The 21754-nt window shown below is 64.8% G+C and carries 20 protein-coding genes and 1 tRNA gene; 11 read left to right on the top strand and 10 right to left on the bottom strand.

All coding sequences use genetic code 11. The features are described from left to right. Nucleotides 1–44: 44 nt before the first annotated feature. From pepN to B2V17_RS00800, 5 genes are all read left to right on the top strand, one after another. Complete coding sequence (gene pepN, locus B2V17_RS00820; RefSeq protein ID WP_292994196.1) at nt 45–2630, top strand: aminopeptidase N; 2586 nt, start codon at nt 45–47, stop codon at nt 2628–2630. Continuing rightward, entirely contained in the window at nt 2623–3399 is a 777-nt protein-coding gene (gene pgeF / locus B2V17_RS00815) for a peptidoglycan editing factor PgeF (RefSeq protein ID WP_292994194.1), read from the top strand. Before pepN ends, pgeF begins: the two co-directional genes overlap by 8 nt. Before the next feature lie 218 nt (nt 3400–3617). Beyond that, on the top strand, nt 3618–4181 hold the full coding sequence (gene petA / locus B2V17_RS00810; protein ID WP_292994192.1) for a ubiquinol-cytochrome c reductase iron-sulfur subunit: 564 nt from the start codon (nt 3618–3620) through the stop codon (nt 4179–4181). 11 nt (nt 4182–4192) lie between these two features. After that, on the top strand, nt 4193–5473 hold the full coding sequence (locus B2V17_RS00805; protein WP_292994190.1) for a cytochrome b: 1281 nt from the start codon (nt 4193–4195) through the stop codon (nt 5471–5473). Between the two features lie 27 nt (nt 5474–5500). Further along, nucleotides 5501–6340, top strand: coding sequence for a cytochrome c1 (locus tag B2V17_RS00800; RefSeq protein ID WP_292994188.1), 840 nt, complete (start codon nt 5501–5503; stop codon nt 6338–6340). 78 nt (nt 6341–6418) lie between these two features. Here the strand turns inward: B2V17_RS00800 and aqpZ are convergent, their stop codons facing one another. Next, nucleotides 6419–7120: an aquaporin Z gene (gene aqpZ, locus B2V17_RS00795; protein ID WP_292994186.1), complete on the bottom strand. Its 702-nt coding sequence runs from the start codon at nt 7118–7120 to the stop codon at nt 6419–6421. A 158-nt stretch (nt 7121–7278) separates the two neighbouring features. On the opposite strand from aqpZ, the gene B2V17_RS00790 reads away from it, so the two are divergent. Next, nucleotides 7279–7352 (top strand) — tRNA-Gly (locus B2V17_RS00790). Here B2V17_RS00790 and B2V17_RS00785 read toward each other — a convergent pair. Genes B2V17_RS00785 through B2V17_RS00765 form a run of 5 tightly spaced genes read right to left on the bottom strand, consistent with a single transcriptional unit; the run spans nt 7321 to nt 12120 of the window. Then, on the bottom strand, nt 7321–8607 hold the full coding sequence (locus tag B2V17_RS00785) for an MFS transporter (RefSeq protein WP_292994184.1): 1287 nt from the start codon (nt 8605–8607) through the stop codon (nt 7321–7323). The two genes, B2V17_RS00790 and B2V17_RS00785, sit on opposite strands and share 32 nt — an antisense overlap. A gap of 26 nt (nt 8608–8633) precedes the next feature. Then, the gene (locus B2V17_RS00780) at nt 8634–9185 is read right to left on the bottom strand and encodes an RBBP9/YdeN family alpha/beta hydrolase (protein WP_292994182.1); all 552 of its coding nucleotides are present in this window, start codon (nt 9183–9185) and stop codon (nt 8634–8636) included. Further along, entirely contained in the window at nt 9182–10234 is a 1053-nt protein-coding gene (locus B2V17_RS00775; RefSeq protein WP_292994180.1) for a 3-keto-5-aminohexanoate cleavage protein, read from the bottom strand. The genes B2V17_RS00780 and B2V17_RS00775 overlap by 4 nt, the downstream gene beginning before the upstream one ends. Nucleotides 10235–10282: 48 nt before the next feature. Then, on the bottom strand, nt 10283–11131 hold the full coding sequence (locus tag B2V17_RS00770; protein ID WP_292994178.1) for a TauD/TfdA dioxygenase family protein: 849 nt from the start codon (nt 11129–11131) through the stop codon (nt 10283–10285). An 11-nt stretch (nt 11132–11142) separates the two neighbouring features. Then, a complete protein-coding gene (locus B2V17_RS00765) occupies nt 11143–12120 on the bottom strand; it encodes a quinone oxidoreductase family protein (protein WP_292994176.1) in 978 nt (325 codons plus the stop codon). A gap of 124 nt (nt 12121–12244) precedes the next feature. Between B2V17_RS00765 and B2V17_RS00760 the strand changes: the two genes are divergently transcribed. Beyond that, entirely contained in the window at nt 12245–13258 is a 1014-nt protein-coding gene (locus B2V17_RS00760; protein WP_292994174.1) for an AraC family transcriptional regulator, read from the top strand. Between the two features lie 149 nt (nt 13259–13407). Here B2V17_RS00760 and panC read toward each other — a convergent pair whose 3' ends face one another. Then, nucleotides 13408–14256 carry a pantoate--beta-alanine ligase gene (gene panC, locus B2V17_RS00755; RefSeq protein WP_292994172.1) on the bottom strand — a complete coding sequence of 283 codons (849 nt, stop codon included), beginning with the start codon at nt 14254–14256 and terminating at the stop codon, nt 13408–13410. Between the two features lie 104 nt (nt 14257–14360). Between panC and B2V17_RS00750 the strand changes: the two genes are divergently transcribed. The 3 genes from B2V17_RS00750 to pgmG are packed head-to-tail and all read left to right on the top strand — an operon-like array spanning nt 14361 to nt 16894. Further along, nucleotides 14361–15185 carry a division plane positioning ATPase MipZ gene (locus tag B2V17_RS00750; RefSeq protein WP_292994170.1) on the top strand — a complete coding sequence of 275 codons (825 nt, stop codon included), beginning with the start codon at nt 14361–14363 and terminating at the stop codon, nt 15183–15185. A 12-nt stretch (nt 15186–15197) separates the two neighbouring features. Next, nucleotides 15198–15494, top strand: coding sequence for a J domain-containing protein (locus B2V17_RS00745; protein ID WP_292994168.1), 297 nt, complete (start codon nt 15198–15200; stop codon nt 15492–15494). Continuing rightward, a complete protein-coding gene (pgmG, locus tag B2V17_RS00740; RefSeq protein WP_292994166.1) occupies nt 15491–16894 on the top strand; it encodes a phosphoglucomutase/phosphomannomutase PgmG in 1404 nt (467 codons plus the stop codon). The genes B2V17_RS00745 and pgmG overlap by 4 nt, the downstream gene beginning before the upstream one ends. Here pgmG and B2V17_RS00735 read toward each other — a convergent pair. Beyond that, the gene (locus tag B2V17_RS00735) at nt 16891–18156 is read right to left on the bottom strand and encodes an MgtC/SapB family protein (RefSeq protein WP_292994164.1); all 1266 of its coding nucleotides are present in this window, start codon (nt 18154–18156) and stop codon (nt 16891–16893) included. The two genes, pgmG and B2V17_RS00735, sit on opposite strands and share 4 nt — an antisense overlap. Nucleotides 18157–18232: 76 nt before the next feature. Between B2V17_RS00735 and B2V17_RS00730 the strand changes: the two genes are divergently transcribed. Beyond that, nucleotides 18233–20689, top strand: coding sequence for a ligase-associated DNA damage response DEXH box helicase (locus B2V17_RS00730; protein ID WP_292994162.1), 2457 nt, complete (start codon nt 18233–18235; stop codon nt 20687–20689). Here B2V17_RS00730 and B2V17_RS00725 read toward each other — a convergent pair. Together B2V17_RS00725 and B2V17_RS00720 are read right to left on the bottom strand one after the other, a co-directional pair. After that, a complete protein-coding gene (locus B2V17_RS00725) occupies nt 20686–21129 on the bottom strand; it encodes an ExbD/TolR family protein (protein WP_292994160.1) in 444 nt (147 codons plus the stop codon). The genes B2V17_RS00730 and B2V17_RS00725 overlap by 4 nt on opposite strands. A 146-nt stretch (nt 21130–21275) precedes the next feature. Next, on the bottom strand, nt 21276–21740 hold the full coding sequence (locus B2V17_RS00720; RefSeq protein ID WP_292994158.1) for an ExbD/TolR family protein: 465 nt from the start codon (nt 21738–21740) through the stop codon (nt 21276–21278). Nucleotides 21741–21754 lie beyond the last annotated feature (14 nt).

Raw genomic sequence — 21754 nt, 5'->3', positions numbered from 1 at the left:
TCCGCGGCGCTGGCAATCGGAAGCGGCATGGTTAGATAGGGGGCATGGACATTTCAGCAGCACCGCCCGCCCCGAGAATCATCCGCCGCGAAGATTACCAGCCGCCCGAATGGCTGGTCCCAGAAGTAGCCCTGGCCTTCAATCTCGGGATTGAGCAGACCCGGGTGGTCGCCACGCTCAAGGTGCGCTGCAACGGCGCGGGCCGGACCCTGCGCTTGAACGGCGATGGGATCGCCGCCGAAGCAGTGATGGTCGATGGCCAGCTCAGCAACGATTGGCGGATGGACGGGGATGACCTGCTGGTCGCTTTGCCCGAAGAGGTGCACGAAGTTGCGATTGCCACCCAGATCAATCCCAAGGCCAACACGCAATTGATGGGGCTCTATGCCTCGAACGGCATGCTTTGCACCCAGTGCGAGGCCGAGGGATTCCGCCGGATCACCTTCTTCCCCGATCGGCCCGATGTGCTGTCGGTCTATTCGGTGCGGATGGAAGGGTCGAAGGCGGCGTTTCCGGTGCTGCTGTCCAATGGCAACTGCACCGCATCGGGCGAAGGTGCGAATGGCGCCCACTGGGCCGAATGGCATGATCCCTGGCCCAAGCCGAGCTACCTGTTCGCGCTGGTCGCGGGCGATCTGGTCGCCAATTCGGACAGCTTCACCACCTGCTCGGGCCGCAAAGTCGATCTCAATATCTGGGTCCGCGAGGGCGATCAGGACCGCACCCATCATGCGATGCAGGCGCTGAAGGATTCGATGAAGTGGGACGAAGAGGTGTTCGGCCGCGAATATGATCTCGACTTGTTCAACATCGTCGCGGTCAGCGATTTCAACATGGGGGCGATGGAGAACAAGGGTCTCAACGTCTTCAACACCCGCTACATCCTGGCCGATCCCGATACCGCTACCGACATGGACTACGACGGGATCGAGGGCGTGGTCGCCCACGAATACTTCCACAACTGGTCGGGCAACCGCGTTACCTGCCGCGACTGGTTCCAGCTAAGCCTGAAGGAAGGCTTCACCGTGCTGCGCGATCAGCTGTTCAGCCAGGATATGGGGTCCGAGGCGGTCAAGCGGATCGAGGACGTGCGGGTGCTGCGCGGGGCCCAGTTCCCCGAGGATTCGGGCCCGCTGGCGCACCCGATCAGGCCCGATTCCTATCAGGAGATCAGCAACTTCTACACCGCCACGGTCTATAACAAGGGGGCCGAGGTGATCCGCATGATGCGGACCCTGGTGGGGCCGCAGCGATTCCGGACTGGCACCGACCTCTACTTCGATCGCCACGACGGCGAGGCCGCGACCTGTGAGGATTTCGTCAAGGCGATCGAGGACGGGGCGGAGATCGACCTGTCGCAGTTTCGCCTGTGGTACAGCCAGGCCGGCACCCCCAAGGTCTCCGCGCGGCTCAGCCACGATGGCGATGTCGCCACCTTGACGTTGCGGCAGGACCTGCCCACTACCCCCGGTCAGCCGCAAAAGCAGCCGATGGTCATTCCGCTGCGGCTGGCCTTGTTCGATCCTGCGACCGGTCGCCACGACGGCGAGAAGCTGGTGGTGCTTGACCGGGCCGAGATGGAATTTGCCTTCCCCGGCTTTGCCGCGCGCCCGGTGCTGTCGCTCAACCGCGGGTTCTCCGCGCCGGTGGCGATCGATGCGGATACGACCCGCGACGATCTGGTCTTCCTCGCCGCCAACGACGACGATCCCTTCGCTCGCTATGAAGCCTTGCAGCAACTGGCGGTGCAGCATCTGCTGGCCGTGATCAAGGGCGCTGCCGACGCGGACGGAGCTGCGGCTATTGCAGCGGCACTGCGCAAAGTGATCGCCGATCCGGCGCTGGATGACCTGATGCGGGGCGAACTGCTGACCCTGCCGGGCGAGGCCTATCTGGCCGAGCAGTTTGAACAGGCTGATCCCGGCGCGATCCGGACTGCGCGCGAAGGGCTGAAGGCCGCGCTGGCTGCGGCGCTGCATGACGATCTGCTGGCGCTACATGCCCGCGCCTCGGCAGTGCCCTACAGCTTGTCCGCCGCCGCGCGCGGCGCGCGCAAGGTCAAGACCCTGGCGCTGGTCCTGCTGGCGGCTGGTGCCCCTGAACAGGCGGCGCGGCTGGCCGCTGCTCAGTTCGATGCGGCGGACAACATGACCGACCGGCAAGGCGCGCTGATGGTGCTGTGCGGGCTCGATACGCCGCTGCGGGCCGAGAAGCTGGCTGCGTTCCATGCCCGCCACGCCGGCGATGCGCTGGTGATCGACAAGTGGTTCTCGCTTCAGGCCGGATCGCTCCATCCCGATGTCCTGGCGCATGTCCGGGCGCTGGCCGATCATCCCGACTTCACCCTGAACAACCCCAACCGGGCCCGTGCACTCTACATGGCGGCTGCGGTCAATGCCGGGGCGTTCCATGTCGTTTCGGGCGAAGGCTACCGCCTGATCGCCGATCTGATCCTGGCGCTCGATCCGATCAACCCGCAGACCGCGGCGCGCTTTGTTGCCCCCTTGGGGCGCTGGCGGCGGATTGAACCGGGCCGCGCGGCATTGATGCGGGCCGAATTGGAACGGATCGTCGCGGCTCCAAACCTGTCGAAGGACACCTTCGAGCAGGCGAGCAAGAGCCTTGGCTGAACCGGTCGAGGTAATCCGTGCCGGGGCGCTGGCCGGGGTGCCGCACGGCTTCCTCGGCCGGCGCGGGGGCGTTTCGACCGGACTGGTCGCGGGGCTGGATACCGGCCTGCGCGGGATGGATTCAGGCGATCCGGCGCTGGCAGCCGTGCATGAGAATCGCCGCCGTGCGGCCGAGGCGGTCCTGCCCGGCGCTTCGCTGGTCGGGGTCTATCAGGTTCACGGCGCGGTCTGCGTCGAGGCCGGGGAATGGAGCGAAGGCGAGCGGCCCGAAGCCGATGCGCTGGTTTCCAACCGGCCTGGCGTGCTGCTCGGCATCCTGACCGCCGATTGCGCCCCCGTGCTTTTCGCCGATCCCCAAGCCGGAGTGGTCGGCGCGGCCCATGCCGGATGGAAGGGCGCGGTCGGCGGGGTGACCGATTCCACGATCGCGGCGATGGAGCGGCTCGGCGCGCGGCGGGAAAACGTCGCCGCCGCGATTGGTCCCTGCATTGCCCAGGCCAGCTACGAAGTCGAGGCCGGGTTTCGCGAGCGGTTTCTGGCCGAGGATCCCGCCAATGCCCGGTTTTTTGCCGAAGGCCGGCCGGAGCACTTCCAGTTCGATCTCGAGCACTATGTCGCGGCGCGGCTTGAGCGGGCGGGCATCGGCACAGTCGAGCGGCTTTCGCTCGATACCTATGCCGATGAAGCCCGATTCTTCTCGTTTCGCCGCGCGACTCATCGTCATGAACCTGATTATGGTCGACAAATCTCGCTGATCGGCCTGGCCTGAGCGCGCTTTCGCATTCCGCAACACCCCTGCACATTTTGGCAGTTGGCAGCGCCATGCTTCGCGTCTATCAGGCGCGCCAAACCGTCCGGTCAGGCTGCATCTTGCGGTAACCGTGCGGTTCGCATAGGGGCTTGCCAAAGGCAGTTTTTGAGGGGGTCGTTCAAGCAGGCGCATCATGCGCGGGCGGGGGCGACCGGAACGACAGGATCGGTTCGACCATGGCACAAGATGCGAGCATCGACACTCCGGCCGTCACGGACGGCGAGGGTGTGCGGCGGCGCGATTTCATCAATATTGCAGCGGTCAGCGCGGCTGGTGCCGGCGCGGTTGCGATTGTCTATCCGCTGATCAGCCAGATGGCCCCTTCGGCCGACGTGCTGGCGGAAAGCTCGACCGAGGTCGATATCGCCGCGGTCCAGCCCGGGCAGGCGATCAAGGCCGTGTTCCGCAAGCAGCCGGTGTTCATCCGCAACCTGACCCCGGCTGAAATCGAGGCCGCCAACAAGGTCGACGTTTCCACGCTGCGCGATCCGCAGACCCTGAAGGAACGGACCAAGGAAGGCCATGAGAACCTGCTGATCACCATGGGCGTCTGCACCCACCTGGGCTGCGTGCCGCAAGGCGCCGGCGTTGGCGAAGTGAAGGGCGAGTTCGGCGGCTATTTCTGCCCGTGCCATGGCTCGCACTACGATACGGCGGCGCGGATTCGCAAAGGCCCCGCTCCCAAGAACCTGCACGTGCCGGAATATGAAATCGCCGGCACTGTCGTGAAGATCGGCTGAGGTAGACCATCATGAGCTTCCCCTGGGCAAACGAATACAAGCCGAGCCACCCGCTGATGGTCTGGTTCGATCAGCGGCTGCCGCTGCCGCGGCTGGTCTACAATGCGGTTGGCGGCGGCTATGAAGTGCCGCGCAACCTCAACTATTTCTGGAACTTCGGGTTCCTGGCCGGCTTCTGCCTGGTGATCCAGATCGTCACCGGGGTGATCCTGGCGATGCATTACGGCGGCGATACCTCGGTTGCCTTCAACTCGACCGAGCACATCATGCGTGACGTCAACTGGGGCTGGATGCTGCGGTATGGCCACGCCAACGGCGCAGCGGCCTTCTTCGCGGTGGTCTATCTCCACATCTTCCGCGGGTTCTATTACGGGTCGTACAAGGCCCCGCGCGAGATGATCTGGCTGCTCGGCGTGGTGATCTTCCTGCTGATGATGGCAACCGCCTTCATGGGCTACGTGCTGCCGTGGGGCCAGATGTCCTACTGGGCCGCGCAGGTCATAACCGGGCTGTTTGGATCGATCCCGCTGGTCGGCGATCCGCTGAAAGAATGGCTGCTGGGCGGTTTTGCCCCGGGTAACGCCACGCTAAACCGTTTCTTCTCGCTGCACTTCCTGCTGCCCTTCGTGATCCTGGGCGTGGTGATCCTGCATATCTGGGCGCTGCACATCCCCGGCTCGTCGAACCCGACCGGGGTGGAAGTGAAGAGCGAAAGCGATACCGTGCCGTTCTATCCTTACTACGTGGGCAAGGATGGCTGGACGATCGGCCTGTTCATGCTGATTTACAGCGCCTTCCTGTTCTTCATGCCGAACGCGCTGGGCCACCCGGACAACTACATTCCGGCCAACCCGATGCAGACGCCGGCGCACATCGTGCCCGAATGGTATTTCTGGCCGTTCTACGCGATCCTGCGCAGCTTCACGCAGAACTTCCTGATCTTCGATGCCAAGCTGCTGGGCGTGCTGGCAATGTTCGCGGCGATCCTGGTGTGGTTCTTCCTGCCCTGGCTCGATCGCTCGCCGGTCCGCTCGGCCACCTATCGCCCGCTGTACCGCAAGTTCTTCTGGGTGCTGGTGATCGACGTGCTGATCCTCGGCTATCTCGGCGGTGCGCCGGCCGAGCAACCCTATGTGCTGATCTCGCAGCTCGCGACGATTTACTACTTCCTGCACTTCCTGGTGATTGTGCCGATCGTATCCTCGATCGAACGGCCCGATCCGCTGCCCTTCTCGATCACCGAGAGCGTTCTGGGCAGCGATGGCGCCGCCAAGCTGGAAGCTCAGGGCTAAGTCCCGGACAGACGGAAAGAGAGACCCATGATCCGCATCATCTCCATCCTTACCGGCCTGTTCTTCGCGGCCGCGCTGCTCTGGTCGCTGCTCTGGGATACGATCCAGCTCGGCAAGGACGGCTTGCCGCACACGGTCGAGAAGGCCTTCGTCAAGCATGACCTGAAGAAACTCGATCTTGCCAGTGACGGCGTGTTCGGAAAGTTCGACGAAGCCCAGCTGCAACGCGGCTTTGCCGTCTACCAGAACGTCTGCGCTTCGTGCCATTCGCTGAAGCACGTATCGTATCGCAGCCTTGCCGCGCTTGGCTACAATGAGGCAGAGGTTAAGGCGATCGCCGCCAAGGCGACGATCAATGCTGCCGATCCGCTGACCGGTGAGTTCAAGGACCGTCCGGGCCAGCCTTCCGACAAGTTCCCGCCGGTGGTCTATGCCGGTGCCGGCCATCCGCCCGATCTTTCGCTGATCACCAAGGCACGGCATGGCGGCGCGGCCTATGTCTATTCATTGCTGACGGGCTACGCGAACCAAGCGGGTTACAAGAACCACGAAGGCAAGGAACTGCTGAAGGAGTTCCCCGATGCCAAGACTCCCGACGGGCTGCATTTCAACCCGTACTTCGCGAACCTCAACATCGCGATGGCGCCGCCGCTGACGGCGGAGGGCCAGGTAACCTATTCGGACGGGACCCCGGCAACGGTTGACCAGATGGCCAAGGACGTGGCCGCCTTCCTGGTCTGGACTGCCGAGCCTGAGCTTGAGCAGCGCCACCAGACCGGGTTTGTGTGGATGGGCTTCATGCTGTTCGCCACCGTGCTGGGCTACATGTCCTACCGCAACATTTGGGCCGACAAGAAGGGGCACTGATCCCTCTCGTCCGGACCGGACCAACAAAGAGCCCCGGCACCCTGCGGTGCCGGGGCTTTTGCTTTGCAGGCCCCTCGCTCAGTCGGGCTCGGCCAGCAAGGTCCGATAAGCCAGACCGCCCAGCACGCCGCCGATCAGCGGCGCCAGCCAGAACAGCCACAGCTGGTGGAGCGCGACCCCGCCCTCGACCAGCGCCGGCCCGGTGCTGCGCGCCGGGTTGACCGAGGTGTTGGTGATCGGGATTGAAATCAGGTGAATCAGCGTCAGGCCCAGGCCGATCGCGATCGGTGCCGCTGCGGCCGTGGCGAGCCGGTCGGTCGAACCCATGATTATCAGCAGGAAGAAGGCGGTCAGCAGCACCTCGACCAGGAAGGCCGTGCCCAGCCCAAATTTGCCGGGCGAGGCCGCATCATAGCCGTTGCTGGCGAGCTTGCCGGCACCCAGTTCCCAGCCGGGCGCACCCTTGGCGATGCAGTAGAGCGTGAAGGCGGCGATTATCGCACCGACCACCTGGGCCACCACATAGGGCGCTACGTCCTTTGCGGCAAAGCGCCCGCCGGCCCACAACCCGACCGTCACCGCCGGATTGAAATGTCCGCCCGAGATGTGGCCCACGGCGTAGGCCATGGTCAGCACGGTCAGGCCAAAGGCCAGGCTGACCCCGGCAAAGCCTATACCCAGCCCTGGATAGGCGGCGGCATAGATCGCGCTGCCGCAGCCGCCGAACACCAGCCAGAACGTGCCGAAAGTCTCGGCGCACAGCTTTCTCAAATCGGTCATTATCCCCTCCTTTCCCGGCGTCATGATGCGCCGGGAAGGGCAGGCTGCTCCGATCCGCCGGACCGGTAAAGCTGGATTTTGCTACAGGCTCAGGTCCAAGCGGATTGACCGCGCGGCGACCTTGAAGCATAGGGCGGGCAGCAAGCCCTTGGGGCCATGCGGGTATAGCTTAGTGGTAAAGCACCAGCCTTCCAAGCTGGCTATGCGGGTTCGATTCCCGCTACCCGCTCCACTCCTCCCAACGCATTTCGATAGCCGCGCCGCGCGAGGACGAATGCCAGGGCCGAGAGCAGGCAAGGCAGTGGCAGGATCATCAGGGCATGTAGCAGGTCGCTGCGATCGGCGAGCCATCCGGTGATCAGCGGGCCAGGGGCCAGTCCTACCAGATTGTTTGCCAGGGCCAGCGTGGCCATGGCGGTGCTGTGAACAGCCTTGGGTGTGAGGTTGGCAACCATGGCCCCGGCCACTCCGGCCACCCCGGCCACGACCAGCAGACCGCCGCCGAGCATCGCCAGCTGAAATGCGCCCGGCGGCGCGGCAAAGGCCAGGGCGAACAGCAGCGCTGAAACCAAGGCAAAACCGATCGCGGCGAACGGCAAGGCGTGAGGACGCCTTACCGCGATCCGGTCGCTCAGCATTCCGCAGCAGACCATGCCGACCGCGCAGATCAGCAGCGCGATCGCGGTTGCCTGCCCGGCCTGCGCCAGCGCCATGGCGTAGTGCCGGGTAAATAGCAGCGGCAGGAACACCGCCAGGGTGCCGGTACAGAACAACTGGATCCCGCTGCCGAAATAGCTCAGCTGCAGGACCCGGCTGCCCAGGACCTGCCGGGTCAGTACCCGCAGGTTGAACGGTTCGCGCGGGGGCGGCACTCCCAACCGGCTTTCGCGCACGACCAGCGGATATATCGCCGCCAGCGCCAGCCCGGACAGCCCGATCACGACGAAGGCGACCCTCCAGCCGTACGTCGCGGCAACCTGCGCTCCGATCGCTACGCCCAGGACCTGGCCGACCACTGTGCCGGCCAGAAACGCGCTGGCGAGGGTCGAGCGCATCGATACCGGAAAGACCGAGATCACGACCGCGATCCCGACCGAGCCATAGGCGGCCTCGCCGACCCCGACCAGCAGGCGCGCAGCCAGCAATTGCGGGTAGTTTTCGGCCCAGCCGCACAGCAAGGTCGCCAGGCTCCACAGGACCGCCATTGCGACCAGACTGCGGACCCGGCCGAAACGATCGGCCAGCAGCGATAACGGCAGGGTCAGCACGCCGACTGCCAATGAAACCACGCTGGCTAGCGAAGCGACCTGGGTATCGCTGAGCAACCATTCCTGCTTGAGCAGCGGCCCGACCGCGTTGAGGACCTGCCGGGCCATATAGTCCGACATCAGCAGGCCAAAACTCAGCGCGAAGACCAGCCAGGCATAGACGGTCGCGCGTTGCGGTCCTCCGTCGGCCGGAATGCCCTGCGGTATGTGTCCGGCCATGTCCTGCTATCCTCTCCCCGATCGGGTCACTGTCGTAGCTGCTCGATCAGGCGCTGGCCATCCGGCCAGGGTCCGTAACCCGCCGCCGGATTGAGATGGCCGACCGCGCCGGCATCGTGCAGCCCGGCGCCCCAATCGGCCGCGAGCCGCTCGATCCGCGCAAACCCGGCGAGCGGATCGTTCCGGCTTGCCACGACCGTGGCCGGAAAAGGCAAAGGTGCGCGGGGGATCGGGATCCAGCCGTTCGCGGCCAAATCGTCAAAGGCCGGGTAGCCAGGCGGCAGCGGATGTTCGACATCGGCCGGAGTCACCAGCAATGCCGCCTTGATCGCCCGGCTGGGCGTTAGCGCCCAGTGCGCGACCATCAGGCACCCGGCGCTGTGCGCCGCGATAACGACTTCGCCTTCGATCACGCGCAGCGCGGCATCGAGCGCGGCGACCCGCGCTGCCCGCGACAACCGGTCTTCGGTGAGCGGTTCAACCGTCACCGAACCCGGTATCGAGCGGGCTGCGTGAGTCTGCCAGTGATCCTCGACATGGTCCCGAAGGCCGGGAACGAAGAGGACCGTTGCGCTCATGCAGCGGCGCTGAGCCGGGCCGTGCGCCGTCCCGGGCGGGGGCCGGGCAGCCAGCCGTTCTTCTCCAGCGTTTCCTCGACGCTCGAATAGAAGGTACCGATCTGGTAGATTTCCCTGGCTTCCTTGCCCGAAGCGATCGGGCGCCACAGCTCCTCGGAAATCCGCACTGCCTTTTCGATCTGCTGGACCGAGGTGGCGCGTTCGCCCTTGCGGCCCCACAGGTTGTCTTCCTGGCCAACCCGGACGTGCAGGCCCATCGCGATGCCCATGGTGATCAGCGGATACATGCTGCGCATCAGCCCTTCGACCGTGCAGACCGCATTCTGCGGCAGCCGGTTGATGAATTCCATCAGGTTGCGCGGGTTGGGACCATCGTGCCCGCCGCCGATCGCGACCCAGTTGCAGACCAGCGGGCCCATGTAATGGCCATTCCGGACCAGCCGCTCGACCGTTTCCAGATCGCGCGCGCAACCGATCTGGAAGTGCGTCTGGATTCCCGAAGCCGTGAGCCGCTTCATGTGTTCCTTCATGAAGGCCGGCCCGGCATCGTAATACATCTCGGTATAGGCTTCGCGGTAGACGTCCCACATCGTGGTGCCCTTCGCGTCATCCTCGGTGATCAGTTCCATCACGTTCATCTGGTTGGTATTGACCGCCAGCGTCACCTGATCAGGCACGGGCTTGAGATCGGCCAGCATGTGGCGGGTATCGTCGTCCAGCCATTCAGCTGCGGCGCTGTCGCTCTTCGGGGCAAAGCTGATCGAGCCGCCGACCTGCAGCACCATGTCGGGTACCGCCGTGCGCAGCCGGTCGAGCATTTCGTTGAAGCGGTCGAGATCCTTGGACCCGGTGCCGTCGGGTTCCCGCACGTGAAGGTGCAGCACGGTCGCACCGGCGTTGTAGCAATCAACCGCCTTTTGGACCTGTTCGGCATAGCTCACCGGAATGTCGTCGCTATCCTGCGGCATGAAGCTCGGGGCATAGGGTGCAACCTGGATCACCAGCGGGTCCTGGTTTTCGGGAAGCAGGCTTTCGTCGAAGAATTGCATGTCACTTCTCCTATTTTTCTCACCCGCCCCTTTAGGGGAGGGGCTTAGCTAAAACGGTCGATCACCAATGATCCCGGCGCGCTCCATCTGGCGGACGCAGGGGGGGTAATCCATCACGGCGTAATGCTGGGTGCAGCGGTTATCCCAGATCGCCATCGAGCCGGGCCGCCAGCGCCAGCGGACCTGGTATTCCGGGATCTGCGCACGGCCGATGAGGTAGTGCAGCAAGGCCGCCCCGCCCGGCGCATAATCCTGGCCATAGCGGACGTTGGCACTGGTGTGGAAATTGGTGAAATGGGTGGTGAAGCCGCAGACGTAAAGCGCCTTGCGGCCGGTTTCAGGATGGGTCCGCACCACCGGATGTTCTGCATCGGGGAACTGGGCCTTCAGCGCCAGGCGCTTTTCGTCGGGCATCCGCGCGCCAAAACTCGCCTCGATCGAATGACGGGCCTTCAGGGGCGCGATCGTTTCCTTGATGTGGTCGGCCAGATCCTCATAGGCGCGTTCCATGTTGGCCCACATCGTGTCCCCACCGACCGGCGGGCAAGTGACGCAGCGCAGCACCGCGCCCATTTGCGGCGCCTCGCGCCAGGTCGCATCTGCGTGCCACGAATTCTCATAGAAATCGGGCGGTGAGTTTTCGTCCTTGTAGATCCGCACCAGCCCCGGATTCTCGGGATCGCTGCCGGCGACGGGATGGTCCTCCAGCGGCCCGAACCGTTCGGCAAAGGCAACGTGATCGGCGCGAGAGATATCCTGATCGCGCAGGAACAGCACCTTGTGTTCCAGCAGTGCAGCGCGGATCGCGCCGAACAGATCGTCGTTACGCGCTGCCTCGGCCAGGTTCACGCCCGTAAGTTCGGCGCCGATACTGCAGGTAAGCTTCTCGATCCGCATCGCCTGTTCCTTCAGATCACGAAAATCGACGAGCCGATCGCCTGCCCGGCTTCGATGTCGCGGTGGGCCTGAACGCAGTCTTCAAGGGCGTAGCGCTTGTCGATCCTGACCTTGATCCGTCGGGCGGAGAGGTGGTCGAACCACCACGACGACAATTCGGCGCGTTCGGCCGGGTCAGCGTAGAAATCCATGAAGGCCGGGCGGATGAAATAGACCGAGCCCTGCAGCATCAACTGGAAGGCGTCGATCGGGGGGATCGGGCCAGATGCGGTGCCGCAGCCGACCAGCACCCCGCGCCGCCGCAGCGACTTGAGCGAGCTTTCGAAGGTATCCTTGCCGACCCCGTCGAACACGGTCTGCACGCCTTCGCCACCGGTCAGTTCCTTGACCCGGGCCGGCACGTCCTCGCGACGATAGAAAATGATCTCGTCGCAGCCGACCGCGCGGGCGGCCTCGGCCTTTTCCTCGCTGGAGACCGTGCCGATTACCCGGATCCCCAGCAGCTTGGCGACCTGGATCGCCAGCAGCCCGACCCCGCCGGCGGCCGCGTGGAGCAGGATCGTGTCGCCAGCCCTGAGCCGAGGGTCGGCCTTCTTGAGCCAATAGGTCGCCGAAAGTCCGCGCATGGTGGATGCCGCGGCGGTCTCGAAATCGACATTGTCCGGCAATTTGAACAGCGGCGCGGCCGGCATGACCCGCTCGGTGGCATAGGCACCCAGCGGCCCGCCGTTGTAGCTGACGCGGTCGCCGACTGCGACCGATGTCACGCCTTCGCCCAGCGCCAGCACCTCTCCCGCCGCTTCGACCCCAATCCCGCACGGGGGCTGGACCGGGTAGAGCCCGGAGCGGAAATAGGTATCCGCAAAATTGCAGCCGACCGCATGGTGGCGCAACAGGACTTCACCCGGGCCAGGCTTGCCGACTTCGACCTGTTCGACCTGCAAGACCTCGGGCCCACCGGCCTGGTGAAAACGGACGGCTTTTGCCATCGTGACATCCTCTCCCAACTCTTCTTGGCTCTTGGATAAGCGATCGCCGCTTGCCATTTTTCACATTTGACGCCAAACTTTTTGCATTTCGTGCCAGGCTGGGCAGCAAGACAGGAGTGCGGCAATGGCTGAACTGGTCCGCGTGGCTGCCCTGACCGGCTATCTCGAAACCATGCACAGCTTCGGGATCAATCCTCGACCCTTGCTGAGTGAGCAAGGCCTCGATGCGGCGCTTCTGGCCAATCCCGAGCAACTGATTCCGGCGCGCGCGGCTGTGCGGTTGCTGGAACGCAGCGCTGAGGCCGCCGGCTGCATGACGCTGGGGCTGCGGATGGCCGAGGGGCGGCTGCTTGCCAATCTTGGGGCGACCAGCCTGCTGATTGCGCACCAGCCCAACCTGCGCGCGGCGCTGGCCGCGCTGATCGAATTTCGCGGCCGGATCAACTCCACGCTGATGCTGAACGTTGAGGAGCGCCGCGACGTGGTGATCCTGCGCGAAGATTTCATCCTCAGCCGGCCCGAACCGGCGCGGCAGTCCGCAAACCTGGTGCTGGCGGTGTTGGTCCGGCTCTGCGCAGCGGTGCTGGGCCCCGGCTGGGCTCCGCAACTGGCCTGCTTTACGCATCCGTCGCCGCCGGCTGCCGACCGTGCCGTTTTCGCCAGGATGTTTGGCTGTCCGCTGCAGTTCGACAGCGAATTCACCGGCCTGGTTGTGGCTACCGCCGATCTCGATCGCGCTAATGCCCGTGCCGATACCCATCTCGCCAGCCATGCCCGGCAGCTGCTCGATACGGCGATGCGTCCCGCCGCCAGCACCACGGCCGAACATGTCGACCAGTTGATCCGGCTTCTGCTGCCCTCGGGCCGGGCCTCAATCCAGACCTGCGCCGCCTCGCTGGGGCACAGCGTCCGGACCTTGCAGCGGTTGCTCGACACCGATGGCACCAGCTTCAGCCAGCTGCTCAATCGGGCCCGAATGCAACTGGCGGTCGAGTTTCTGGCCAATCCGCGGATGCGGGTGACCGATGTGGCCGAGATTCTTGGCTATGGTTCGATTGGGGCCTTCACCCGCTGGCATTGCAGCGCGTTCGGAAAGCCACCCCGGCGCAGCGGAAAGACCCAGGGCCAAGTTCGCTGATTGCAGTGCATCGGCTCAAAATGCAGTCGGGCGGGCCTGCCTCAGCAAGCCCGCCCTGCCCCCGGCGCGAGCGGACCAGCGCTCCGTGCCTGTACGGTGATTGTCACGATTCGCGGGATGGGTATTGGACAAACCCGCCAAATGCAGGGTCAGACCGCCATATTGTCGATCAGTCGCGCCGGACCGATCCGGGCCGCGACCAGCAGCCGGGCCGGAGCATCGCTCAGCGCGACAAGCGGCACCAGCGATTCGGCGTGGCGAACTTCGGCATAATCGACCGACGCAAACCCGCCTTCCAGCAGGCTGGCCCTGAGCGCCTCGAGAGCAGACTCTACCGGCACGCCGCCGCGCATCGCTGCGATGGCGGCCTGCATTGCGCGCGGCAGGGCGGCGGCCTGGACGCGTTCGTCGGCGGAAAGATAGGCATTGCGCGACGACATCGCGAGGCCATCGGCCTCGCGCACGGTTGGCACGCCGTGGATCGCTTCGGCCGTGGGCAACAGCAGATCGAGATCGCGTGCCATCCGGCGGATCACCGCCAGTTGTTGCCAGTCCTTTTCGCCGAACACAGCAAGGTCGGGGCGGACCTGGTTGAACAGCTTGCAGACGACCGTGGCCACCCCGTCGAAATGACCGGGCCGGGCCGCGCCGCACAGCCCCTCACTGACTTCGCCGACATTGATCGTGGTGGCATAGCCGTCGGGATACATCGCCTCGGCATCGGGGGCCCACAGCAGGCTGACCCCTTCGGCCGCCAGCAGTTCGCTGTCGCGCTCCAGCTGGCGTGGATACTTGGCCAGATCCTCGTTCGGGCCGAACTGGCGCGGATTGACGAAGATCGACACCGCGACGTGGGCGGCGCGCTTGCGGGCTTCGCGGACCAGCGTCAGATGGCCTTCATGCAGCGCGCCCATGGTCGGCACCAGCGCCAGAGGGCCGTCCTGCTTCAGGGCATCCACTGCACGGCGCAGTGGATCAAGCTGATGGTGGGTTTGCACGGACCGGATCCCTTGGAGTAAGACCGCTGGGCGGCCAGAGCCCGCCCGCATTACGTTGCACTGCAACATGCGGCAACCATTCAAACGCAGGTCAGATCAGCAAAGTGTCGTCACATCCCGCCCCGCACCGTATTGTCTTCGCCAACGAGAAGGGCGGCACCGGCAAGTCGACCACCGCGGTTCACACCGCGATCGCGCTGGCCTACCAGGGTGCGAAGGTAGCGGCGCTCGATCTCGACCCGCGCCAGCGCACGCTGCACCGCTATCTGGAGAACCGCGCGGAGACCGAGCGGCGGCGGACGATTGTTCTGCCCAATGCCCGATTTGCAGTGTTCACCGGATCGACGATCGAGGAACTCGATGCCCAGGTCGCGGAACTTTCCGAGGGGATGGACTTCCTGATCTTTGATACCCCGGGCCGCGACGATCCCTTTGCTCGCCATGTTGCGACCGAGGCCGATACCCTGGTCACCCCGCTCAACGACAGTTTCGTCGATTTTGATCTGATCGGCCAGGTCGACGCCGAAACCTTCAAGGTCCGCCGTCTCTCGTTCTATGCCGAACTGATTTGGGAAGCGCGCAAGAAGCGGGCAATGAGCACGATCAAGGAAAAGCGCCGCGAAATGGACTGGGTGGTGGTCCGCAACCGCACCCAGCATACCGAAGCCCGCAACATGAAGCGGCTCGATCAGGCCCTGACCGAGCTTTCGAAACGGGTCGGCTTCCGGATCGCCAGCGGCCTCAGCGAACGGGTGATCTACCGCGAACTGTTTCCCTCGGGCCTGACCCTGCTCGACAAGGGCCACCTGGGTGAGCTTGGCACCAGCCACCTGGTCGCCCGTCAGGAACTGCGCAGCCTGATCGCCGCGCTGGCCTTGCCAATGCCCGGCAGCCGCGAGCCGGAACTGGCGCTTGCCGCCTCGGCCTGATAGGGCGCGGCGATGGGCCGCCTGATCCTGTTCGCGTTGATCGCTTGCCTGGTGCTGCGCATGGCCACCGGCAAATGGCCGTGGGACCTGTGGAGGGCATCCGAGCGCTCGCAAGCCGAGGCACAGGCGCGAACCCTGCTCGGCGTTGACCGAAATGCAACTCCTGCCGAAATAAACGACGCGCACCGCCGGCTGCTGGTTCGGGTTCATCCCGATCGCGGCGGCAGCAACGAAGCGGTCCATCAGGCCAACGCCGCGCGCGACCTGTTGCTGGCGCGGATCGCCCGCAGCGAAACGGAGAAATCATGAGCCACCAGTTCCACCCCACCGTGCTGCGCGAATACGATATTCGCGGGATCATTGGCGAAACCCTGGGCGAGGCCGATGCCTATGCGATTGGGCGCGGTTTCGCGACCCTGCTGGGCCGGGCCGGGGGACTGCGGATCGCGGTCGGCTATGATGGGCGGACCTCTTCGCCGATGCTCGAAGAGGCGCTGGTCAAGGGGATCAACGATGCCGGGCTCGATGCGGTGCGGGTCGGCATGGGGCCCACCCCGATGCTCTATTATGCCGAGGCCTCAGCCGAAGATGTGCAGGGCGGCATTCAGATAACTGGCAGCCATAATCCCGCCAATTACAATGGCTTCAAGATGGTATTCCAGGGCCGGCCGTTCTTTGGCGCGGATATCCAGCAGCTTGGCGTCATGGCCAAGGGCGGCGACTGGGCCGAAGGCCAGGGGAGCCATGAGCATCGCGAAGTGCTCCATGCCTATGTCGCGCGGATGCTCGAAGGGCTTGCGGGGATCGATGCCGGGCTGCTCGCCCGCCAGCGGATCGGCTGGGACGCGGGTAACGGCGCCGCCGGCCCCGCGCTCGAACTTCTGACTCAGCAACTTCCTGGCGAACACCATCTGCTTTTCACCCAAGTGGATGGGACGTTCCCGAACCATCATCCGGATCCCACCGAGGAGAAGAACCTTGCCGATTTGAAGGCACTGGTCGCGGCCAAGAAGCTCGATTTCGGGGTGGCTTTCGATGGCGACGGCGACCGGATCGGGGCGATCGACGGGCAGGGCCGGGTGATCTGGGGCGACCAGTTGCTCATGATATACGCCGAAGACCTCCTGCGGATGGAGCCCGGAGCCGCGATTATCGCGGATGTGAAGGCCAGCCGCGCTCTATTCGAGCAGGTGTCTCGGCTTGGTGGACGGCCGACTATGTGGAAAACCGGACACAGCCTGATTAAATCCAAAATGAAGGAAATTGGCGCGCCCTTGGCCGGCGAAATGAGCGGTCACGTGTTCTTCGCGCACCAGTACTACGGCTTCGACGACGCGCTTTACGCAGCGATCCGGCTGATCGCGGCTTCGGCCCGGCTCGGCAGGACTGTATCCGAACTGCGCGGGGCGATGCCGGCGCTGGTCAATACGCCGGAGCTGCGCTTTCAGGTCGATGAAAGCCGCAAGTTTGCCGTGGTTGACGAGGTCAAGGCGCGGCTCTCTGCTACTGGGGCCGATGTCGACGCCACCGACGGGGTGCGGGTCTCGACCGAAGACGGCTGGTGGCTGCTGCGCGCCTCCAACACCCAGGACGTGCTGGTCGCCCGGGCCGAAAGCAGCGACCAGGCCGGGCTTGATCGGCTGATGGAGCAGATTGACGCGCAACTGGCAGCAAGCGGACTGCAGCGTGGACCGCAAGCGGGGCATTAGTAGACCGTCAGCACCCCGCCTCCCAGCGCCACCAAGCTTGCCAGCATCGCGCTGGCCCCCGGCCAGGACTTGCGCCAACCGGCGATGCTGATCAGCGTGGCGGTCTTGAACAAGGTGTTGAGCGTGACCGGCAGGGCCAGCACCAGTGCGGCAACACGCGCGGTCAGGGTGCCGGCTGGCAGGTTGCCCATGGTTATGATCGCCGAATCCACATCGACCGAGCCAGAAATCGCCAACACGGTGGCCAGGCCCGAATCGCCATAGCGCTGCAGAACCCAGCGTGCCGCGACCGTCAGCGCCATGGTCAGCAGCATCAGCAGCAGCGCCGGCCCCAGATCGAACGGATTGCGTAGTTTCATCCCATCTTCATAGGCCGGGCCGCCATCCCCGCGGCGGCGCAAAATCAGCCAACAGGCGGCAAAGCTGACCACCATGCCGGGCATGGCCAGAGTGGCAAAGCCGGGCAGGGCGAATGTCGCCAAGGCTGCCGTCAGCAGTGTCACCCGCAAGAACATCGTCGCGCTAGCCAGCGCGACTCCGGCGTTCAGCAGCATCGTGTTACCCGAACCGTCGCGCAGTTTCCCGGCCAGTGAGGCGGTGACCGCCGTCGAGGAAACCATCGAGCCTGCGGCTGCGGTTGCCAGCACCCCGCGTGCCGGGCCGAGCAGCCGGACTGCGGCGTATCCGGCAAAGGAAAAGCCCGATACCAGGACGACCACCAGCCACAACTGGCGCGGTTTCCACGCGCCATAAGGGCCGATCGGATCGTTCGGCAGCAGCGGCAGGATCACCAGCGCGATCAGGGCGAAGCGCGCGATCGCAACCATCTCGGCCTCCTCGACGTGGCTGAGCCAGTGATGCCAGCGGCTGCGCTGCGAGAGGACCAGAACGGTCGATCCGGCCATGGCACTGGCCAGGGCATATTCGCCGCTCCCCGCCAGGAATCCGGCGGCAAGTGCGATCAACCCGGTCAGGCTGGCGGTTCCGCTGATCGAGGCGCGGCCCTTGGTGCTGCGCCAATAGCCCAGCACGACCAGCACCGCCCCGGCGGCGAGCAGCACGGTGGCGAAGCCGGCGGCGCGCAATTGCAGTGCTCCGGCAATCCCGCCGAGCAGTCCGAACAGCGCGTAAGTGCGGATCCCGGCAAACCGGCTGCCGGGCTTGCCATCACGGCTGGCCCAGCCGCGCTGCACCCCGATCAACAGGCCGAGCGCGAGGGCCAGCCCGATTGCGGTGAGTTCATGGTAGTCGAGCGCTTGCATCGACGGACTGTGGCACTGACCGTGCGGCGAAGGAAGGGCTTGGTGCTCAGCCGATCTGCGCCCATCTTGGCTGGCAATGTCGGATCTGTTTCCTCCCGAACTCGAACAGTGGTTCTCCGCCCGCGGCTGGCGGTTGCGGCGGCATCAGGCCGAGATGCTGGCAGTGGCGGCGGCCGGCCGGCACGCCTTGCTGGTCGCGGATACCGGGGCGGGCAAGACGCTGGGCGGCTTCCTGCCCACACTCGCCGATTTCTGCCCGTCGCGGCTGGGCGGAAGCAAACCCGAAGAAGGGCTGCACACGCTCTACGTTTCTCCGCTCAAGGCGCTGGCGCATGACGTTCAGCGCAACCTGCTGACCCCGGTCGCGGAGCTGGGGCTCGATATGCGGGTCGAAGTGCGCAGCGGCGATACCCCGTCGGACCGCAAGGCCCGCCAGCGGGTCCGACCGCCGCAGGTTCTGCTGACCACGCCCGAATCGCTCTCGCTGCTGCTGTCCTATCCCGAAGCCGAGACCATGTTCGCGGGGCTGAAGCGGGTGGTGATCGACGAGATCCATGCTTTTGCGCCGACAAAGCGTGGCGATTTGCTCGCGTTAGCCTTGTCACGACTCCAGGCTATCGCACCGGGTCTGCAGCGGGTGGGGCTCTCGGCGACACTGGCTGATCCGGCGGCCTTTGCGGCTTGGCTTGCGCCGCACGGGGCGGCGGCCGATGTCTCGATCGTTGAAGGAGAGCAAGGAGCGCAACCGGAGCTTTCGATCCTCCTGCCCGAAGAGGCCAGGGTCCCCTGGGGCGGGCATGCAGCCGCCTGGGCCGTTCCCCAGCTCTATCGGGCGATCAAGGCGAACCGGACCACCCTGGTGTTCTGCAACACCCGGTTCCTGGCCGAGTTCATCTTTCAGCAGCTGTGGACCGCGAATGAGGACGTGCTGTCGATCGGCATCCACCACGGTTCGCTGTCAAAGGAGGCCCGCCGCAAGGTGGAAGGGGCGATGGCCCGGGGTGAGCTGCGGGCGCTGGTCTGCACTGCCAGCCTCGATTTGGGCGTCGACTGGGGCGATATCGATCTGGTCGTGCAGATGGGCGCGCCCAAGGGTTCGTCGCGGCTGCTGCAACGGATCGGCCGCGCCAATCACCGGCTCGATCAGGCCAGCCGGGCCATGCTGGTGCCGGGCAACCGGTTTGAGTTCCTCGAGGCGATGGCGGCCGAGCAAGCGGTGGCCGAGGGGCAGCGCGACGGCGAGGCGTTTCGCCCCGGTGCGCTCGATGTATTGGCCCAGCATGTCATGGCACGGGCCTGTGCCGGCCCATTCCGCGCGGATGACCTGCTGGCCGAAGTGCAGTCGGCCGAGCCTTATCGCTGGCTCGATGCGGCGGCGTTCGATCGTGTGCTCGGCTTTGTCGCGACCGGGGGCTATGCCCTGCGGGCTTATGACCGGTTCCAGCGGATTACGGCGGGCCGCGACGGATTGTGGCGGCTGACCCATCCCCAGCACGCGGCGCGCCATCGACTCAACGCCGGAATCATCGTTGACAGCGAGATGGTCGACGTCCGGTTTCGCAATGGTCGTTCGCTCGGCCGGGTGGAAGAGAGCTTTGCTGCGGCGCTGCGCAGCGGCGACACGATCCGCTTTGCCGGGCTCGACCTCGAAATCGAGGCAATGCGCGACACCGAACTGATCGTGCGTGCCGCGAAGAAGGCAGGACAGATCCCCAGCTATATGGGGCAGCGCCTGCCGCTGACCACGCACCTTGCCGGGCGGGTCCAGGCGCTGCTGGACGACCGCGCCGGGTGGAGCCGCTTCCCCGACGACGTACGTGAATGGCTCGAAATGCAGGATTGGCGCTCGGAACTGCCCGCGCCCGGCAAGTTGCTGGTTGAAAGCTTCCCGCATGAGGGCAAGCATTTCACTGTGTTTTACTGCTTCGAGGGCTGGCCGGCGCATCAATCGCTCGGCATGCTGATCACCCGGCGGATGGAACAGCTGGGGCTGTCTCCGATGGGCTTTGTCGCCAACGATTATGCCCTGGCGGCGTGGAGCCTGAAGGCGGTGGGGGATCCCGCCGGACTGCTCTCGCCCGATATCCTTGCCGAGGAGTTCGTCGCCTGGGTCGAGGACAGCTATCTGCTGCGGCGCGCCTTTCGGGAAGTGGCGGTGATCGCCGGGCTGGTCGAGCGACAGCACCCGGGCAAACGCAAGACCGGGCGGCAAGTGACCTTCTCGACCGACTTGATATATGATGTGCTGCGCAAGCATGAGCCTGACCATGTCTTGATTGAAGCAGCCTGGGCCGATGCCCGCGCCCGGATGACCGACATCGGGCGCCTGGCCGGGGTGCTGGATCGGGCCGGGCGAGAAGTACGCCACGTTGTCCTTGATCGGGTCAGCCCGCTGGCGGTACCGGTGCTGGTGATGATCGGACGCGAGAGCCTGCCGCAGGGCATGGCCGATGACGAATTGCTGTTCGAGGCGGAGAGCCTGGCGGGCCGGGCCATGCGCGGCGACCCGGACGGGCTGGATGACCGCGCCTAGCGGGCCGGTTTCGGCCCGGCCGCGAAGTCGGCATATTTTTCGTTGCCGGAAAATGCGAAGGCGGCCGGATCCGTGGCCCGGATCAGGTTTAGCACCCGCAGCGAAGCGCCATAGGGTGCACCCGATTCGGGTTCGAAACGGATCAAGGGCTCCGGCTGGCGATGGGTGGAAGCCTGCAACAAGCTAACCAGCTGTCCTTCGCTGACCGCCTGTCCGTTCCAGCGGATTTCCGCGACCGAGGTAAGCGAGACCATGTTCTCGGGCAGGATCGGAGCCTTGGGGGGTGTCCCGTCCGACCGAGGCAGGTTGAACGATGTCTGGTGGAGCGCGGTCGGGACCGAAAGGATGAACATTACCAGCAACACCAGCATGACATCGATCAGCGGGGTTGTGTTGAGTTCGGCGAGAGGCCCGTCATTCACGATGAGTGTTTGGGCCATTGCATGCTCTCCTCAATACCATTTAATACAGGAGATAGTATAACATGCAATTTTGGTGTCAATAGGAGCAGGTCATCCTGATATCGAGACAAAAGAAAAGGGGCGGATTCCTCCGCCCCTTGTTCCTGTTTGTCTGCTCGCGCTGCTTAGTCGAGACCTTCGACCTTGGGCGCGTTGGCGGCCTTGCCAAAGCCAGCATACTGTTCGTTGCCGACGAAGCCAAAGGCCGAAACTCCGGAACCCTTGATGATGTTCAGCACGGTAACGCTGGTATCATAGGGCGCCTGGGCATCCGGCTGGTACTGTAGCTCGGGCTCCGGCTTGATCGCCAGGGTCGACTTCAGCAAGCCGGTGAGCTGGTTCACGTTCACCGAGGTGCCGTTCCAGAGGATGTCGTTATTCGGCATGATCACGACCTTGTTCTTGTCGCGCTTGATGATGACATCAGGCGGCGGCGCGGCCGGGTTCGGCAGGTCGATGTTCACGGCGTGGGTGGCTACGGGGATGGTAATGATGAACATGATGAGAAGAACGAGCATGACGTCGATAAGCGGCGTCGTGTTCATTTCCATCATCGGCTCGCCATCGTCGCTGCCGGCTGACATTGCCATGGTGGGTTACTCCT

The sequence above is a fragment of the Novosphingobium sp. UBA6272 genome, assembly GCF_002440635.1.
Classification (GTDB): Bacteria; Pseudomonadota; Alphaproteobacteria; order Sphingomonadales; family Sphingomonadaceae; genus Novosphingobium.
Note: the sequence above shows the minus strand (reverse complement) of the source record. Positions and strands in the feature narration are given on the sequence as shown.

Bases quoted from the DNA above. Each gene is read 5' to 3' on its own strand.
- B2V17_RS00785 (WP_292994184.1), bottom strand. From the start codon at position 8,607: ATGGCCGGACACATACCGCAGGGCATTCCGGCCGACGGAGGACCGCAA.
- B2V17_RS00780 (WP_292994182.1), bottom strand. From the start codon at position 9,185: ATGAGCGCAACGGTCCTCTTCGTTCCCGGCCTTCGGGACCATGTCGAG.
- B2V17_RS00775 (WP_292994180.1), bottom strand. From the start codon at position 10,234: ATGCAATTCTTCGACGAAAGCCTGCTTCCCGAAAACCAGGACCCGCTG.
- B2V17_RS00720 (WP_292994158.1), bottom strand. From the start codon at position 21,740: ATGGCAATGTCAGCCGGCAGCGACGATGGCGAGCCGATGATGGAAATG.
- aqpZ (WP_292994186.1), bottom strand. From the start codon at position 7,120: ATGACCGATTTGAGAAAGCTGTGCGCCGAGACTTTCGGCACGTTCTGG.
- B2V17_RS00800 (WP_292994188.1), top strand. From the start codon at position 5,501: ATGATCCGCATCATCTCCATCCTTACCGGCCTGTTCTTCGCGGCCGCG.
- B2V17_RS00725 (WP_292994160.1), bottom strand. From the start codon at position 21,129: ATGGCCCAAACACTCATCGTGAATGACGGGCCTCTCGCCGAACTCAAC.
- B2V17_RS00745 (WP_292994168.1), top strand. From the start codon at position 15,198: ATGGGCCGCCTGATCCTGTTCGCGTTGATCGCTTGCCTGGTGCTGCGC.
- B2V17_RS00760 (WP_292994174.1), top strand. From the start codon at position 12,245: ATGGCTGAACTGGTCCGCGTGGCTGCCCTGACCGGCTATCTCGAAACC.
- pepN (WP_292994196.1), top strand. From the start codon at position 45: ATGGACATTTCAGCAGCACCGCCCGCCCCGAGAATCATCCGCCGCGAA.
- B2V17_RS00765 (WP_292994176.1), bottom strand. From the start codon at position 12,120: ATGGCAAAAGCCGTCCGTTTTCACCAGGCCGGTGGGCCCGAGGTCTTG.
- petA (WP_292994192.1), top strand. From the start codon at position 3,618: ATGGCACAAGATGCGAGCATCGACACTCCGGCCGTCACGGACGGCGAG.
- B2V17_RS00770 (WP_292994178.1), bottom strand. From the start codon at position 11,131: ATGCGGATCGAGAAGCTTACCTGCAGTATCGGCGCCGAACTTACGGGC.
- pgmG (WP_292994166.1), top strand. From the start codon at position 15,491: ATGAGCCACCAGTTCCACCCCACCGTGCTGCGCGAATACGATATTCGC.
- B2V17_RS00735 (WP_292994164.1), bottom strand. From the start codon at position 18,156: ATGCAAGCGCTCGACTACCATGAACTCACCGCAATCGGGCTGGCCCTC.
- B2V17_RS00805 (WP_292994190.1), top strand. From the start codon at position 4,193: ATGAGCTTCCCCTGGGCAAACGAATACAAGCCGAGCCACCCGCTGATG.
- B2V17_RS00730 (WP_292994162.1), top strand. From the start codon at position 18,233: ATGTCGGATCTGTTTCCTCCCGAACTCGAACAGTGGTTCTCCGCCCGC.